Below are 15335 nucleotides of genomic sequence, written 5' to 3' on the forward strand. Positions count from 1 at the left end.
TCGTCACCTTTTCGCCGCCTCGCGGTAGGCCTCGGTCGCCGCTGCTGCATCCTGTTGCTGCTCGGCCATCTGCGCAAGGGCGAGCCAGGTGTCGCGCTTGAGTTCGCGGTCCTGCACCATTGCAAGCGACTGTTTCAACAATTGGCGCGCCTTGCCCCACAGGCTCAAACGCATGCACACCACCCCCGCCAGGTATTGCAGAACGACATCGCGTGGATTGCCCATTTGCGCAGCCTCAATGCGGGTCAACCACGCCGTATCGGGCGTGCCCTCCAGCGCACCAAAACTTCGATCGAGTACCCGTGCCAACCGGACGCGCTGTTGCAGCGCCAGTGCATCCGCACGCTGAACCATGGCATCCCATACCGGCAACAGCCATTGCCGGGCCAGCACGGACGACCCGCCTTCCGCCAGCAATCGTTCTGCCGCTTCGACGGCAACGTCGGGCATGGTCTGTTCGGCCTTCTCCAGGGAATCCCATGCGCGCTGAATTTGAACCGGGTCGTATGCCGCCTGGATCAGTTCAATTGCAAGGCCCCGCACAATGCTGTTGCCAGCAACCTTGGAGAATGCCCGGTGTTTGGTCAGCAAACGGGCCGTCTCCAGCGCCACCTGCGGTTGCCCCGCCATCTTGGCGGCCTTGAAACGCAGGCGCAGCGCTACCGTGCGTCGGGCAGCGCCCTGCGGCAACTGGTCCAGCCACTGCAAGGCAGCGCCCGCATCGCGGTCTTCCAGCGCCCAACGGGCGGCACGCAACTGAACGCCGTCACGCGCGTCCTGCGCACCCCGGCTACCGGATTGCTCCAACGCACTTTGAAAATGCGCATCCCGCACACTGCGGTCCTGAAGCGCTTGTGCGCTTTCCGCCGCCAGCAGATGCACCAGCGTACGCAAGCGCGCGGCGTACACCAGGTGCTCTCCACCACGCTCCACCGACTTCTCCAGCGAAACGACCAGTTCTGCCGCCTTGCGCGCACGCACAAACCGGCCAGAAACCAGATGGGACAACGAATCCAGCAAAGCACCATGGATGGCACGCTCTTTCTGCAACAAGCGCCAGCGCCGGGCTTGATGCGGGATGCGCATAAGCGCCGACAAGGCCCGCATTGCAAAATGAAAAATGACGAAACTGGCGGCCAGCACCAGCAGCACCAGGTTCAGGGACAGGTCCACCCGGTACGGCGACCAGAACACCGTCACCGTCCCCTGGTTGCTGCCAGCGAACAAGGCGCTCGCGACCGCAATTGCGAACAGCGCCATAAGCCACAATGCCGCGCGCATCGTCAGCGTCCGGCCGCAGCAGTGGACAAGGCTGCCAACGTCTCGTCAACCCGTGGCAACTCCAGCGCCTTCAACTGCGTCTGGACCTGCTGCAACAGGGTCACGGCAGTCTGGGTCTTTCGCGACGAGGCGTCAAAATACCTCTCCAGGGAGACCGATGCCGTCGCTAGGTCAGAGCGTACCGAATCAATCTGTCGGGACAACAAACCCAGCCGCGCATTGAGCAGCTTCAGCTTGAGGTTTTCGCGCAGAAAGAAGGACTGCTCGGGTGACAGCAGCGCCGCTTCAGGCTCTTCGATGCGGCTGACGCGCACCAGGCTGCGGACCTCGTCCCGCACCAACAGCCCCAGCCGCACCCACCAGGTGGTAACGGTTTCCTCGGGCTTGCGCTTGAGCGACTCGTTTGCGCGGGTTACTGCCACAGCATTTGCAATGGGCAAACCGTCGGCCAACAGCACCAGTTCGTCCAGCTTGACCAGCAAGGCAGGCGTGTCCGCCAAGGCCGTTGCCTTGATGCGTGCGATATCCCGCGCAATGGCGCGCTGCAAGGGGGTCAGGCGCGGTTGCGCTGCGCGGATGACCCGCAAGTCTGCACTTTTCAGGGCGGCGAGCAGCGGCTCCAGGCTACCGGTCAATTGGGCCTGCTGCTGTGCCAGACGCACGGCCGATTCAATGTCCACCACCAGATTTTCGTCACGCGAGCGTGACAGGCTTTGCATCAGTTCTTCCAGCTGGGTGCGTTGCATCGACACCTCGCTGAGCCGGGCCTCCGTCACCGCCAATTTGGCCGCGGTTTCCATGGCCAATGCCTGTGCTTGGCGGGCCGTTGCCCGCGCTTCCGTGGCCTGCGCACCTGAATCGGCACTTTGGCGGGCCAGTTGCTCCTGAATGGAGGCCACCTTTTGCCACAGCAATCCGCTGGAAAGCAGACCGACTAGCGCGACCAGCGCGATCGCCCACTGCATGAGCGGCGATGCAGTGCCCTGCGCAGGCTGTTGCAAGGCGGGCGGTGAGCCTTCCATGGGCGAGGACGGCGCGACAGCGGAGGGCTCGGTGTTCATTGCAGCGATTCTATCGATGCCATCAAAGCGGCAAGGGTAGGACGTGACTCGCACACAACAGCAAATCCTGCTGCATGGGCCGCTTGGGCGATTCGCGGATGGGTCACCACTGCCCTGGCCTGCGACCAGGATTGACCGGCGCAGGCACTCACCAGATTGTCAATGGCCTCGGAACTGCTGAACAGCCACACCGAGCCATCTTCGGCCGCCTGACGGGCCAGGCTCCGTTCGCCCTCACCCATTACCGGCTGCAGCCGCTGGTAGGCCACCACAAAATCCACGCTGCCACCGGCTACGCGCACCTGGTTGGCAAACCAGTCACGCCCGACGCCCGCGTCGGCATCAGCGCCAGTTGCCCCCCCGATACCGCGCACGACCAGAACTCGGTATCCCGGCTGGACACGGCGGGAAACCACCGCCCACAACGCCTCCGAGTCAAACTGCCCGGCATCCCGGTCGGGTGCGTCAATCGAGTCGGCATCCACATGGGCACGCAGCAAGGCGGAATGGCTGCCGGGCCCAGTCACAAATGCTCTTGTTTTTATAGCAGCCTGCGCAATAAATACGGGGGCCATGGCCGGTTTCAGTGCAAAAAAATAGTCCACCGCGTTACCACTGACAAACATCGCTGCGTCATAGGTGGGCAAGCGGCTCCATGCGGCGATGACCGCCGCCGCATCGGGCGCCGGTGCCACACCGATCAAGGGCAAAGCGACCGCGTCATAGCCGGCCTCTGCCAGTGCGTGGACCCACTGGCGGGCTTCCTGCTGTGGGCGGGTAACGATCACGCGCATGGTTTCAGCTCCCCGCATGGGTTTGTGCCACTACCCGGGCCTGCAACTGCCGTGCGACCTGCTCACCTACCTGGGTTGCAGCAGCGGCATCGGTGACCACGGCATGCGCGTCGGCATGTACCAGTGGCAAGAGGCCTTGCGGGTCGCCCCAGGCGGCGCGGATCGTGAGCGAATCGCCTTCCAGCGTGGCGTAAGCCGCCAGCGGCATGGAACAGCTGCCGCCCATGACCCGGCTCACTGCGCGCTCGGCCAGCACCGCCAGCCAGGTGGGTGGGTGCAGCAAAGACTGCAACACCTGCGCTACCTCCGCGCGGTCGGAACGCACCTCAATACCCAGCGCACCCTGCCCGGCGGCAGGCAGCATCTGCTCCGGCTCGAACGTCGCGCGAATGCGGGATTCCAGCCCCAATCGCTTTAACCCCGCTGCGGCCAGCACGATGCCGTCATACAGGCCATCGTCGAGTTTCTTGAGTCGGGTATCGAGATTGCCCCGCAGGGGTTCGATCTTCAAATCGGGGCGTAGCGCACGCAATAGCGCCATGCGCCGCAAACTCGATGTGCCCACCACCGCACCCTGCGGCAACGCGTCAATTGATGCGTAACGGTTGGACACCCAGGCGTCCCGCGGATCTTCCCTCTCCATGACGCAGGCCAGGCTGAAGCCGGGCGGCAATTCCATGGGAACGTCCTTCAAGGAATGCACGGCCAGGTCGGCGCGCCCCTCTTCCATCGCGACTTCCAGTTCTTTGACAAACAGCCCCTTGCCGCCCACCTTGCTCAGCGAACGGTCGAGAATCTGGTCACCCCGGGTGGTCATGCCCAGCAACGTGACCGTATGGCCCTGCTGCTCCAGCAAGGCTTTGACATGCTCCGCCTGCCACAGGGCAAGACGGCTTTCGCGCGTGGCGATGGTGAAATTGTGTACGGCCATAGTCCCGATTTCGTAACCTGTTTGTAATCGATCAGTAACCGGCAATGCTAGCATGCGCCTATGAAAAACACTCCTTCTGCCGAGCCAGCCAAGCGTGCCAAAGACAACGAACGACCCCTGGTCGAAGACATCCGGTTTTTAGGCCGGATTCTGGGCGATGTGATACGCGAGCAGGAAGGCGTCGAAGCGTTTGAGCTGATCGAGCAGATCCGCACGCTGTCCGTGGCATTTCGCCGCGACGCCGACCACGAAGCCGATCGCGCGCTGAAGAAGCTGCTGAAAGGCCTCAGTGGTGATCAGACGGTGAGTGTGATCCGCGCCTTCACCTACTTCAGCCATCTGGCCAATCTGGCCGAAGACCGGCACCATATTCGCCGGCGTGCCATCCATGAACGCGCGGGCGACACCCAAGAGGGCAGCATTGAGGTCGCCATGTCGCGCCTGCGCTGGGCCGGCATTTCGACCAAGACCATTTCCAACACCCTGGCGCAAAGCTTTGTGTCGCCGGTGCTCACGGCCCACCCTACCGAGGTGCAGCGCAAGAGCATTCTGGATGCCGAGCGCGACATTGCCCTGCTGCTGACCGAACGCGACGAGATCAAGCTGCGTGGTGCCGCGTATGACAGCAAAAAAGACGCGCTCACCCCCCGCGAGCTGGCCACCAATGAAGCCCAGATGCGCGCCCGCGTTATGCAGCTGTGGCAAACCCGCCTGCTGCGCTTTAGCAAACTTACCGTGGCCGACGAGGTCGAGAATGCGCTGAGCTACTACGAATCCACCTTTCTACGCGAGATCCCCAAGCTCTATGCCAATCTGGAGCACCTGCTGGGCCACCAGCCAGTACACAACTTTCTGCGCATGGGCCAATGGATTGGCGGCGACCGCGACGGTAATCCCAACGTCAGCGCCCAGACGCTCGAATACGCCCTGCGTCGCCAGGCCGAGGTGGCGCTGCGCCACTACCTGACCGAGGTGCACTACCTGGGTGGGGAACTCTCGGTGTCGGCCATGCTGACACAGTGCTCACCCGCGATGCAGGCCCTGGCCGAGCACTCACCCGACACCAACGTGCACCGAATGGACGAGCCCTACCGCCGCGCATTGACCGGCGTGTATGCACGCTTGGCTGAAACCCTCAAGAACCTCACCGGCACCGAGGCGGCCCGCCACGCGGTAGCTCCGCAAAACGCCTATGTGCTGGCGCAAGAATTTGTTGCCGACCTGCGCACCATTGAAGACTCCCTGAATGCCAACCACGGCGCCGCGCTGGTGGCACAGCGCCTGCACCCGTTGATTCGGGCCGTTGAAGTGTTCGGATTTCACCTGGCCACGGTCGATTTGCGCCAGAGCTCTGACAAGCACGAAGAAGTGGTGGCCGAACTCCTGTCCACGGCGCGCATAGAAGCGAACTACAGCAAGCTGGACGAAGCCGGAAAACGCAGCTTGTTGATGGGCTTGCTCAATGACGCCCGTGCATTGCAGGTGCATGGCGCCAACTACTCGGCCCACACCCAGAGCGAGCTAGCCATCTTTGCCATGGCCAAAGTCATGCGCGAGCGCTTTGGCGTAGAAGCCATTCGCCACTACATCATCAGCCACACCGAAACAGTAAGCGACTTGCTGGAAGTTTTGCTGTTGCAAAAAGAAGTGGGCCTGATGCGCGGCACGCTGGACGCGCAGGCCACCAACGACCTGATCGTGGTGCCTCTGTTTGAAACCATTGAAGATTTGCGCAACGCCGCACCCATCATGCGCGAGTTCTATGCCTTGCCCGGCATTGCAGAACTGGTCAAGCGCAGCGGTTCCGAGCAGGACATCATGCTCGGCTACTCCGATAGCAACAAGGACGGCGGTATTTTCACCAGCAACTGGGAGTTGTACCGTGCCGAGATTGCCTTGGTCGAGCTATTCGACGAGGTGGCCTCCAGCCACAAAATCCAGTTGCGCATGTTCCACGGCCGCGGCGGCACCGTGGGACGCGGCGGCGGCCCCAGCTACGAAGCGATTCTTGCCCAGCCCCCCGGCACGGTGCGCGGTCAGATCCGGCTAACGGAGCAGGGCGAAGTGATTGGCTCCAAATACGCCAACCCCGAAATCGGGCGGCGCAATCTGGAGACCCTGGTGGCCGCCACGCTGGAAGCCACGCTCTTGCAGCCCACCAAATCGGCCACCAAAGCATTTCTGGATGCGGCGGCCGAGTTGTCGCAAAACAGCATGGGAGCCTACCGGGCGCTGGTGTACGACACCCCCGGTTTCACCGAATACTTCTTCAGCTCCACCCCCATCCGTGAAATTGCAGAACTCAATATTGGTTCCCGCCCGGCGTCCCGCAAAGCCACGCAGCGCATTGAAGACCTGCGCGCGATTCCGTGGGGCTTCAGCTGGGGTCAGTGCCGTCTAACCCTGCCCGGTTGGTACGGATTTGGCGCAGCCGTGCAGGCCTTTGTCAAAACCGGCACACCTGCGGTGCAAAAAGAACGCACGGCATTGCTGCAAAAAATGTACAAACAGTGGCCCTTCTTTCGCACGCTGTTGTCCAACATGGACATGGTGATGGCCAAGAGCGATCTGGCGCTGGCTTCACGTTATTCCGAGCTGGTGGGCGACGCGCGTCTGCGCAAGAAAATCTTCACTGCCATTGAAGCCGAGTGGCACAGCACGGCGCACGCCCTGGCCACCATCACCGGTGACAAGAACCGCCTGGCCAACAATGCGGCGCTGCAACGCTCCATCAAACACCGCTTTCCCTATATCGACCCCCTGCACCACCTGCAGGTGGAGCTGGTGCGCCGCTACCGTGAGGGCAAGGCGGACGAGCGCGTGCAGCGCGGTATCCATATCTCGATCAACGGCATTGCGGCGGGGCTGCGCAACACGGGTTGATTCCATCTGGCTGTGGGGTTGCCTGGGGGTTCGGTTTCTGCATGCCTCCGTGCGACCCCAAACATGGCGCACCACAACCAGCCAAATCAATAGTCTCAAATTTTGCGGCTTCTAGCCTCTCGCAAAATCGCATTGATCGGTGTCTGGTAACCTTTTCCTGTGGACTGCAACCATGCACACCACGAAAATTCTGTGCGACAACTGACAGACATCGCTTGTCAGTCGTCGTGTATGTGCTGGGTGCATTTTGCCGACACACGCTACCCCTCGCTGGCGGGCGCTTGAGGGCCTCAGCCTTAACAAAACCGGGCGCCCGCCAGCGGCCAGGTCGCGACCCAGGCAGGTAGGTCGCTGGCGGGCATCGGGCGGGCAATGCCGAAGCCCTGCGCCAGCTCACAGCCCAGCGCCAACAGCCGCTCACCATGGGCGGTGGTTTCCACCCCTTCGGCAATCACCTCGCGCTTGAAGGCCGTAGCCAGACCGATGACACCTTTGACAATGGCCAGATCGTCGGGGTCTTCCAGCATGTCGCGCACAAAGCTCTGGTCGATCTTGATCACCGCCGCCGGCAGTCGCTTGAGGTAGGTGAGCGATGAATAGCCAGTGCCGAAGTCATCGAGCGCAAAGCGCACGTCCATCTCGCGGCAGGCATGCATCACGCTAGAAACTTTTACCATGTCTTCAAGCGCACTGGTCTCCAGCACCTCCAGCTCCAGGCCGTGCGCGGGCATCTTGGGGTGGGATGCCAGCATCATCGCCAGGCGCGTCACAAAGTTGCCCTGCTGCAGCTGACGCGCGCCGATGTTCACGCTGACCGGAATTTCCAGTCCTGCCGCACACCAGTCCGTCAGTTGCTTGAGTGCCGTGTTGATCACCCATTCGCCCAAGGCCACGCTGATTGGATGGTCTTCGATGATGGGCAAAAAAAGTCGCCGGGGACAACAGTCCGCGCGTGGGGTGCTGCCACCGAATCAGTGCTTCGGCCCCGGTCACCTGACGAGTCCGCATGTTGACCTTGGGCTGGTAATACAGCACGAACTCTTCGTGCGTGAGTGCGTGTTGAATCTGCTCCAGGCCCTCTTGCTGGGTCTGGATCGCCGCGTCCTGTGCAACGTCAAACAGGTGATACCGGTTGCGGCCCGCATGCTTGGCCGCATACATGGCCTGGTCGGCATGGCGCATCACCAAATCGGCATCGCCGCCATCCTGCGGGTACAGCGTCACGCCAATACTGGCCGATACCCGCAAGGTTTGATCGCGTGTTGTCACGGGGCCAGACGCGGCTTGCAACAGCCGCGCCAGCACCGGCTCACAATCCTGGGGATGTGCCAGATCGCCCAACACCGCGACAAACTCATCGCCGCCGATACGCGCCAGTGTGTCGCCATCGCGCAGTGCCGCTTTCATGCGCCGCGCCAGGACGACCAATAGTTCATCGCCCACGTCGTGGCCGTGGGCATCATTCACCGCCTTGAATCCATCCAGATCCAGAAACAAGACGGCCAGTGAGCTGGCCCGCCGCTGGCACTGAATGAGCGCCTGCTGCAGCCGGTCCGCCAGCAGCACCCGGTTGGGCAGGCTGGTGAGCGCATCAAAATGGGCAATCCGCTCCAGCTGCTGCTCGTGTTCTTTCATCAACGTAATGTCAGAAAACAGCGACACATAATTCTTGACACTACCGTTCGCATCCCGCACTGCACTGATGGTGATCATGACGGCATACAGGTCACCGTTTTTGCGCCGGTTCCAGACTTCACCGTACCAGTGACCTTTGCTGACAAGTGATTGCCAGATGGAGGCAAAGTACTCTGGCGTCTGGCTTGCTGTGTAGGTGAGGTTGAGCTTGCGGCTCAGGGCCTCTTCATGACTGAAGCCCGTGATGCGGGAGAAAGTGTCGTTCACCTCGACAATGGCGCCCGCCCCATCGGTGATCATGATCCCCTCCCGGGCATGGGTGAACACACTGGCGGAGAGTTGCAAACGGTCTTCGGCCGTGGATTTTTCAATCGTAACGGCGACCAGACGCGCTTCGTCCTCGATTAAACGCAGGTCAGCCACAGTCGGATGGTGGACAAAGCGGTGATAAATGGCAAACGTGCCGAGCACAGTGCCCTGCGCCGAGAAAATTGGCTGCGACCAGCAGGCGTGCAAGCCCGCGCGCTGGGTGAGCGCCAACAAATGAGACCACCAAGGATGGGTATCAATGTCCGTCACCACCACGCTCACGGGTAAAGGCAGCCGTACCGCACGAGCCGACTCCCAGCCCGATGCGTACGCCATCAATCGCCTCGTTGTAAAAATCAGGCAAGCTGGGCGCGGCCCCATGGCGCAAGCATTTACCGTCATCGTCAATCAGGTGAATGCTGCACAGCATCACCGGGTTAATAGACTCCACATCGCGGGCGATGGTGTCGAGCACACTCCTTAGCGGCGACTTGGCCGCCAGCATTCGCAGCACCCGGTTGTGATGCTGTTCGCGCAATTCGGCCAGCTTGCGCGTGGTAATGTCTTCATGCGCCACCACCACATTGCCGCTGTTGCCATGAAAGCGCGTCACCCTGGCAATGAACCAGCGCTTCTCGGTAGCACTGTGGCAGGGGTACTCCACTGTGATCTGGTCGTGCTCCCCGTTGATCACCTTGCAGATGTAGGTCAACTCGTAGATGTCTTCAATACCGCGCGAGGCCTTGAACACCGGCGCCTCAAAACCAGGGGTGATGGCCGTGCCCAGCTCCAGGCTCAGCGCCTGGGCGCGTGCAATCACTTCCCCGGGATCGGAAATATCCGCCGGTGTGATCTGGTTGACCACATCCGCAGCCGCATAGCCCAGCATGCGCTCGGCGCCGACGTTAAAGATCTGGATCACGCCCTGGGCGTCAGCGGCAATGCCTGCTCCCGCTGGTCCTCGAAGGTGCTGACCATCAGCCCGCTGGCCAGACGGGCAAAGGCTGATTGAATTCTGGTGAGGGGCATGGCTATCTTGAATCCGGTGGGCGTCGGCTGAACAGCGGCTTGGAATGAAGTCGCTTGCCCTTGAGCGACCATTGGAGCACAGAAAATAGTTCGCCTGACCTGGCTGCGTGTCACGACGGTCAGGTGGGCCGGCTGGTTCAGTCATCGCGCTCTGCGCGCTACGGCACTTATCGAGAAACCAACGCCCGCACTGCGGCGAGCTGGCGGCGCGAGACGGCCAGCAGTTCTTCGACGCCGTTGAGCCGCACCGCCCAACCCTCGCCCTCTTCCGCATCGAAATGCTTTTCCAGGGCGCGCACCGCGTGCCGGGCGATCAAGGCGTTGCGGTGGACGCGCAGGTACTGGGCTTTGTATTTTTCTTCCAGCTCATTGAGAGAGCCGTCCAGAATGTAGCTGCGTGCGGCCGTGCGCACGGTGATGTATTTCAGCTCTGCCTTGAAGTAGATGACGAGGTGCACGGGCACCCGTTCGGTACGGCCACGCTCCTGAATGACCAGCACTTCTTGCGTCAAATCAGCCTCTGCCCCCCGCGAATACTGCACAAGGCGCTCTACTTTTTGTAGCGCAGCCTGCAAGCGTTCCAGCCGAACCGGCTTGGTCAGGTAGTCCACCGCCTCCAGCTCAAACGCCTGCACGGCGTGCTCGGCGTGGGCCGTCACGAAGATCAGCGCAGGCGGGTTTTCCATGGCTTGCAGGTTGCGTGCAAGCGCCAACCCATCGGCGCCCGGCATGTGGATGTCCAGAAGCACCACATCAAAATGCTGGTGTTGCAACAGCTCCATGGCCTGCACCGCGTTGGCAGCCTCGCCGAGCACCTGGGCCTGCGGCGCACTGCAATCCGACAGCAAGGTGCGCATGCGGGCCCGTGCCAAATGCTCGTCATCCACCACCAGTGCTCTCAGTGCACCCCGCATAGCGGGCGCCGCACCCACAGTCCCGTGGATGGCCGCGTTCACAGCGGCACCTCGATGCGCACCTGGTAGACGCCATTCTTCAGCCCGCTTTTGAACTGCCCCTGCACATCGTGCAGCAGGCCCAAACGGTCCTGCACATTGCGCAAGGCCAGCCCATGGCCACCGGCGCCCTGCCCGGCCGGTACGGTATTTGTCACTTTAATCACCACAATGGACCCCCTGCGTTGGGTTGATATTCTGACTTCAGCACCCGTTGCGCTGGGCTCCACGCCGTGGCAAACCGCGTTCTCCACCAGTGGCTGCAGCAGCAAAGGCGGCAGCCGCGCACCGGCCGCTGCCGGGTCCAGCGCCCACTGCACGCGCAGGCGCTCGCCAAAACGCACCTGCTCAATGGCGAGATAACGCCGGGCCAGATTGATCTCTTCTTCCAGCGTGACCGGCTCGCCAGAATCCTTCAAGGCCTGGCGAAACAGGTCGCTCAAATCCTCCAGCAGGGTTTCTGCCTTGGCGGGTTCGGCACGCACCAGGGCAATGGCACTGTTAAGGGTATTGAACAGAAAATGCGGCCGTATCCGTGCCTGCAATTCCGCCAGACGGGCCGAGGTGTCTGCGGGCATACGCCCCTTGGCGCGCATCACCAGTGCGGCTACCAGCACCGAAGACAGCAAAACGCCGCTGCAAGCGCTGGCCACCCAGGGCGGTGACTCCAGCAAACCCGCCATTGCGAGCACGCCGCAGCCATACAAGCCGGCAACCGCCCCCAGCGCGGCCGCCACGGTGTACTGCAGTGCCGGAACCATACGACCCAACAGCCGTTTGGCCATACACGCCGTCAGCAGCCAGGCCAAAGTGGCGGGCAGTGCGCCGCCCGTCGCCAGCGACAGCCGGATGACCCATTCCATGAAATTGGCGGAGGTAAACACCACGGCTACGCCTACGGTGACCTGTACAAACAGCACGGCCCGCAGCACCACACCCGTCTGGCAGGCGTCAAAAACCAGCGCCGTCGCGGTCGAAGCCATCACATCGGTGGCGGGCTGGGACGGCGTCACGTCCTGGAACGCCGATAATATTTGGGTGTCTTTCATGAATCCGGATTTTGACTCCATTATTTGCACCGCTCCCCATGTCACAAAACCAACTCGATAAAAAGTCCCAAGCGTGGTCGGCCCTGTTCTCGGAGCCCATGAGCGATCTGGTCAAGCGCTACACGTCCAGCGTGTTTTTTGACAAGCGCCTCTGGCAGGCCGACATCGCCGGCAGCCTGGCCCACGCCGAGATGCTGGCTGCGCAAAAAATCATCGGTGCCGACGATCACGCTTCCATCGTGCGTGGCATGGCCCAAATCACCGCCGACATCGAATCCGGCAACTTCGAATGGAAACTCGATCTGGAGGATGTGCACCTCAACATCGAAGCCCGCCTGACCCAGCTGGTGGGCGACGCCGGCAAGCGCCTGCACACCGGGCGCTCACGCAACGACCAGGTCGCCACCGACGTGCGCCTGTGGCTGCGCGGAGAGATTGACCTGATCGTCGAACTGCTGGTGGATTTGCAGAAGTCCCTGATTGACGTGGCCAGCAAGAATGTTGAAGTCATCCTGCCCGGGTTCACCCACCTGCAGGTCGCCCAGCCCGTGAGCTTTGGCCATCACATGCTTGCCTACGTCGAGATGTTCAGCCGCGATGCCGAGCGCTTTTCGGAAGTGCGTCGCCGCACCAACCGCTTGCCGCTGGGCTCTGCCGCGCTGGCGGGCACCAGCTACCCGCTGGACCGCGAGCGCGTGGCCCGCACCCTGGGCATGGTTGATGCGGCCGGTAACGCCGAGGTGTGCCAGAACAGCCTGGACGCTGTGAGCGACCGCGACTTTGCCATCGAATTCACCGCCGCTGCCACCCTGACCATGGTGCACATCAGTCGCATGAGCGAAGAGCTGATTTTGTGGATGAGCCAGAACTTTGGCTTCATCAAGATTGCCGACCGTTTCACCACCGGCAGTTCCATCATGCCGCAGAAGAAAAACCCCGACGTACCCGAACTGGCCCGCGGCAAGACCGGCCGCGTGGTCGGCCACCTGATGGGCCTGATCACCCTGATGAAGGGCCAGCCCCTGGCCTACAACAAGGACAACCAGGAAGACAAGGAGCCGCTGTTTGACACAGTGGACACGCTCAAGGACACGTTGCGCATCTTCAGCGAAATGGTCGGCGGGCAGTTGAACCCGGCCAACGGGCAGAAGGAAGGCGGTATCACCGTCAACCCAGTTCCCATGGAGCAAGCGGCCCTGCGCGGCTACGCCACCGCCACCGACCTGGCCGACTACCTGGTCAAAAAAGGCCTGCCTTTCCGCGATGCGCACGAAGTGGTAGCCCACGCGGTCAAGGCCGCTACCTCGCATCAGGTCGATCTATCCGAACTGCCACTGGCGGTGCTGCAGGAATTCAACCCCGGCATCGAGAAAGACGTGTACGAATGCTTGAGCCTGCGCGGCTCATTGAACGCCCGCAACACACTGGGTGGTACCGCACCTGCGCAGGTGCGGGCGCAGATTGCGCGCCACACCGCACGTCTGGCCTGATTCAGAACGAAATGGGGACCTGGCCCCCGTGGAATATGCGTGAGCAGCTATCAAAAACGTAGCGTCGCTATTTTTTTCGCGCCTCGGAAAGCGATGCCAGGTACGCCACTACATCCTCACGGTCCTGCGGCAGGTCCACGCGAAAATTCATTTCCTGGCCCGGCACCACGTCCTGCGGGTTCGTCAACCAGTCCTTGAGCTTTTCAACGCTCCACACGTGGGTTGAGGCAGCCATGGCCTCGGAATAGAAATAGCCCTCGGCCTTGCCCGCCGTACGCCCCACTACGGACCGCAACGCCGGACCCGTGCGATTCGCGTCCAGACTGTGGCAGGCCACGCAGCGCGATTCAAACAGCACCTGCCCACGGTCCACGGACTGAGCCTGGGCCTGGGCCTGGGCCGTCGCGGCCCAGAAGCACAACAGGGCCCAGCATCCCACGGCCAGCGCGTCGACAGCAAGACGTCTAGAAGCACGCCGCAGGCTAGAGGTGCGCGAAGACATTACGCGCCGAACGACAGCGCACCACTGGGCAGCGGCCGACCCAGTGCGTTGGTCAAAACGGTGAAGTGCATCGTTTCGTCCGCAGCCAGACGGGCGGCCACTTTGGCCAGGTCTTTGCTGCCAAAAGCGGGGATCACGCCCAGGTAGGCATTGATGGCACCCAGCTCAAGCCGTGCCGCCAGGTCCAGCACATCGGCCTGGTTGCGCAGGGTGTCTGCCTTCAGCGCCTTGGCATAGTCCTCCAGCTTCTTCTCCATCACGGGCATGCCGCCCATTTTCTGGATCGTGGCTATCAGGGCATCGCGGTGTGCCTTGTGGTGTCCCTGGAACTGCACCGCCACGTCCAGCACGCCTTTTTGCAGCAGCCCGCTACCGGCACCCAGCTGATAGGCGTTGATGGCTTCGTGCTCCAGGCCCAGGGCCACATTGAGAATGCCCACATCTTTGCTGGTATCGCCTGCCATGCCTTGTGCCATGGCGTCCTGGCCCGCGAGCAGGGCCACAGCCACTGCCGACAAGGTACCTGTGCGGCCCATGAAGGCGCGGCGCGAAGAAGCCAGTGGGGAGCCAGAGAGTGTTTGAACGATGGATTGCATGGTGAATTCCTTTGAATGGGTTGCACGGGTTGCAGAGATCGAACTATTTCGCCCTACCCTTTGAATACGCAGGGCAAGGCGCCGCCGGATTCAGCTATTTAAAAAAAATTGATTTTTCTTTTTTTGAATCCGCCGGGCGCTTCGCTGCGTACCCTTGAAGGGAGCTGCAAAAAACCTTGAACCGGAGTGCGCTTCTCGCTCCCAGGCCCCAGTCAAAACGATGGGATCGCAGACAATATTGAAATGAATGCAATGAACCACGATGCAGAACTGATTGAACTGCTGGACCGCGTCGCCAACCGGGATGACGCCGCGCTCAAGGCGCTGTATGACCTGTGTGCTACCAAGTTCTATGGCTTGGCGCTGCGCGTTGTCACCCACCGGGATTGGGCTGAAGACGTGCTGCAGGAAGCATTCCTGTCGATCTGGCGATCTGCTGGCGATTACCGTTCAACGCTGAGCCCACCCATGGCCTGGATGGGCTTGATTGTTCGCAGCCGCGGGCTGGACATGCTGCGCCGCCGCGCGGCCGATCGCAGCCACGTCACACAGGAGCTGGACGACGCGTTGGCCGACACGCTGGAGGGCGACGCACCCTCGCCACTGGACACAGCACAGGCCAGCGAACAGGCGTGGGCGCTGCACCAGTGCCTGGGCCGGCTGGAAGACCGGCAGCGTGAGGTGGTGAGCCTTGCCTATGTGCGCGACCTGAGCCACAGTGAGCTGGCAGAACAATTGCGCCTGCCTTTGGGCACCGTGAAAACCTGGATCCGCCGCGGTCTGGACCAGCTGCGCCTGTGCATGGCGCGTTTTGCGTGAAGG

Annotated in this window: 13 protein-coding genes and 2 pseudogenes; 3 read left to right on the top strand and 12 right to left on the bottom strand. The window is 61.9% G+C overall.

The features are described 5' to 3' along the window. Positions 1 to 3: 3 nt before the first annotated feature. Genes AC097W_RS11845 through hemC form a run of 4 tightly spaced genes read right to left on the bottom strand, consistent with a single transcriptional unit; the run spans position 4 to position 4067 of the window. Entirely contained in the window at positions 4 to 1281 is a 1278-nt protein-coding gene (locus AC097W_RS11845) for a heme biosynthesis HemY N-terminal domain-containing protein (RefSeq protein WP_479602758.1), read from the bottom strand. A gap of 2 nt (positions 1282 to 1283) precedes the next feature. Next, positions 1284 to 2342 (bottom strand): uroporphyrinogen-III C-methyltransferase, encoded by a 1059-nt coding sequence (locus AC097W_RS11850; RefSeq protein ID WP_479602759.1) that lies wholly within the window; start codon positions 2340 to 2342, stop codon positions 1284 to 1286. Next, positions 2339 to 3136 carry a uroporphyrinogen-III synthase gene (locus AC097W_RS11855; RefSeq protein WP_479602760.1) on the bottom strand — a complete coding sequence of 266 codons (798 nt, stop codon included), beginning with the start codon at positions 3134 to 3136 and terminating at the stop codon, positions 2339 to 2341. Before AC097W_RS11855 ends, AC097W_RS11850 begins: the two co-directional genes overlap by 4 nt. Positions 3137 to 3140: 4 nt before the next feature. After that, positions 3141 to 4067, bottom strand: coding sequence for a hydroxymethylbilane synthase (gene hemC, locus AC097W_RS11860; protein ID WP_479602761.1), 927 nt, complete (start codon positions 4065 to 4067; stop codon positions 3141 to 3143). Between the two features lie 60 nt (positions 4068 to 4127). Here hemC and ppc point away from each other — a divergent pair, with 60 nt between their 5' ends. Next, a complete protein-coding gene (ppc, locus tag AC097W_RS11865; RefSeq protein ID WP_479602762.1) occupies positions 4128 to 6950 on the top strand; it encodes a phosphoenolpyruvate carboxylase in 2823 nt (940 codons plus the stop codon). Between the two features lie 95 nt (positions 6951 to 7045). Here ppc and AC097W_RS11870 read toward each other — a convergent pair whose 3' ends face one another. The 6 genes and pseudogenes from AC097W_RS11870 to AC097W_RS11895 form a co-directional block, all read right to left on the bottom strand. Next, complete coding sequence (locus AC097W_RS11870) at positions 7046 to 7162, bottom strand: BrnA antitoxin family protein (RefSeq protein ID WP_479602763.1); 117 nt, start codon at positions 7160 to 7162, stop codon at positions 7046 to 7048. An 84-nt stretch (positions 7163 to 7246) separates the two neighbouring features. Then, positions 7247 to 7843: an EAL domain-containing protein gene (locus tag AC097W_RS11875; protein WP_479602764.1), complete on the bottom strand. Its 597-nt coding sequence runs from the start codon at positions 7841 to 7843 to the stop codon at positions 7247 to 7249. Positions 7844 to 7916: 73 nt separating this feature from the next. After that, positions 7917 to 9296, bottom strand: a pseudogene (locus AC097W_RS11880) (putative bifunctional diguanylate cyclase/phosphodiesterase); the annotation flags it as partial. Between the two features lie 292 nt (positions 9297 to 9588). Continuing rightward, positions 9589 to 9843, bottom strand: a pseudogene (locus tag AC097W_RS11885) (hybrid sensor histidine kinase/response regulator); the annotation flags it as partial. A gap of 247 nt (positions 9844 to 10090) precedes the next feature. Next, positions 10091 to 10837, bottom strand: a complete 747-nt coding sequence (locus tag AC097W_RS11890) for a LytR/AlgR family response regulator transcription factor (protein ID WP_479602796.1) — start codon at positions 10835 to 10837, stop codon at positions 10091 to 10093. 38 nt (positions 10838 to 10875) lie between these two features. Beyond that, positions 10876 to 11925, bottom strand: coding sequence for a sensor histidine kinase (locus AC097W_RS11895; RefSeq protein WP_479602765.1), 1050 nt, complete (start codon positions 11923 to 11925; stop codon positions 10876 to 10878). Between the two features lie 38 nt (positions 11926 to 11963). On the opposite strand from AC097W_RS11895, the gene argH reads away from it, so the two are divergent. Further along, a complete protein-coding gene (gene argH, locus AC097W_RS11900; protein ID WP_479602766.1) occupies positions 11964 to 13415 on the top strand; it encodes an argininosuccinate lyase in 1452 nt (483 codons plus the stop codon). 67 nt (positions 13416 to 13482) lie between these two features. Here argH and AC097W_RS11905 read toward each other — a convergent pair whose 3' ends face one another. Together AC097W_RS11905 and AC097W_RS11910 are read right to left on the bottom strand one after the other, a co-directional pair. Next, a complete protein-coding gene (locus tag AC097W_RS11905) occupies positions 13483 to 13917 on the bottom strand; it encodes a c-type cytochrome (RefSeq protein ID WP_479602767.1) in 435 nt (144 codons plus the stop codon). Further along, positions 13917 to 14513 carry a ferritin-like domain-containing protein gene (locus AC097W_RS11910; protein ID WP_479602768.1) on the bottom strand — a complete coding sequence of 199 codons (597 nt, stop codon included), beginning with the start codon at positions 14511 to 14513 and terminating at the stop codon, positions 13917 to 13919. Before AC097W_RS11910 ends, AC097W_RS11905 begins: the two co-directional genes overlap by 1 nt. 252 nt (positions 14514 to 14765) lie before the next feature. Between AC097W_RS11910 and AC097W_RS11915 the strand changes: the two genes are divergently transcribed. Beyond that, positions 14766 to 15332 carry an RNA polymerase sigma factor gene (locus AC097W_RS11915; RefSeq protein WP_479602769.1) on the top strand — a complete coding sequence of 189 codons (567 nt, stop codon included), beginning with the start codon at positions 14766 to 14768 and terminating at the stop codon, positions 15330 to 15332. The last annotated feature ends 3 nt before the right edge of the window (positions 15333 to 15335 follow it).

Source organism: Rhodoferax sp. GT1R46 (assembly GCF_056521285.1).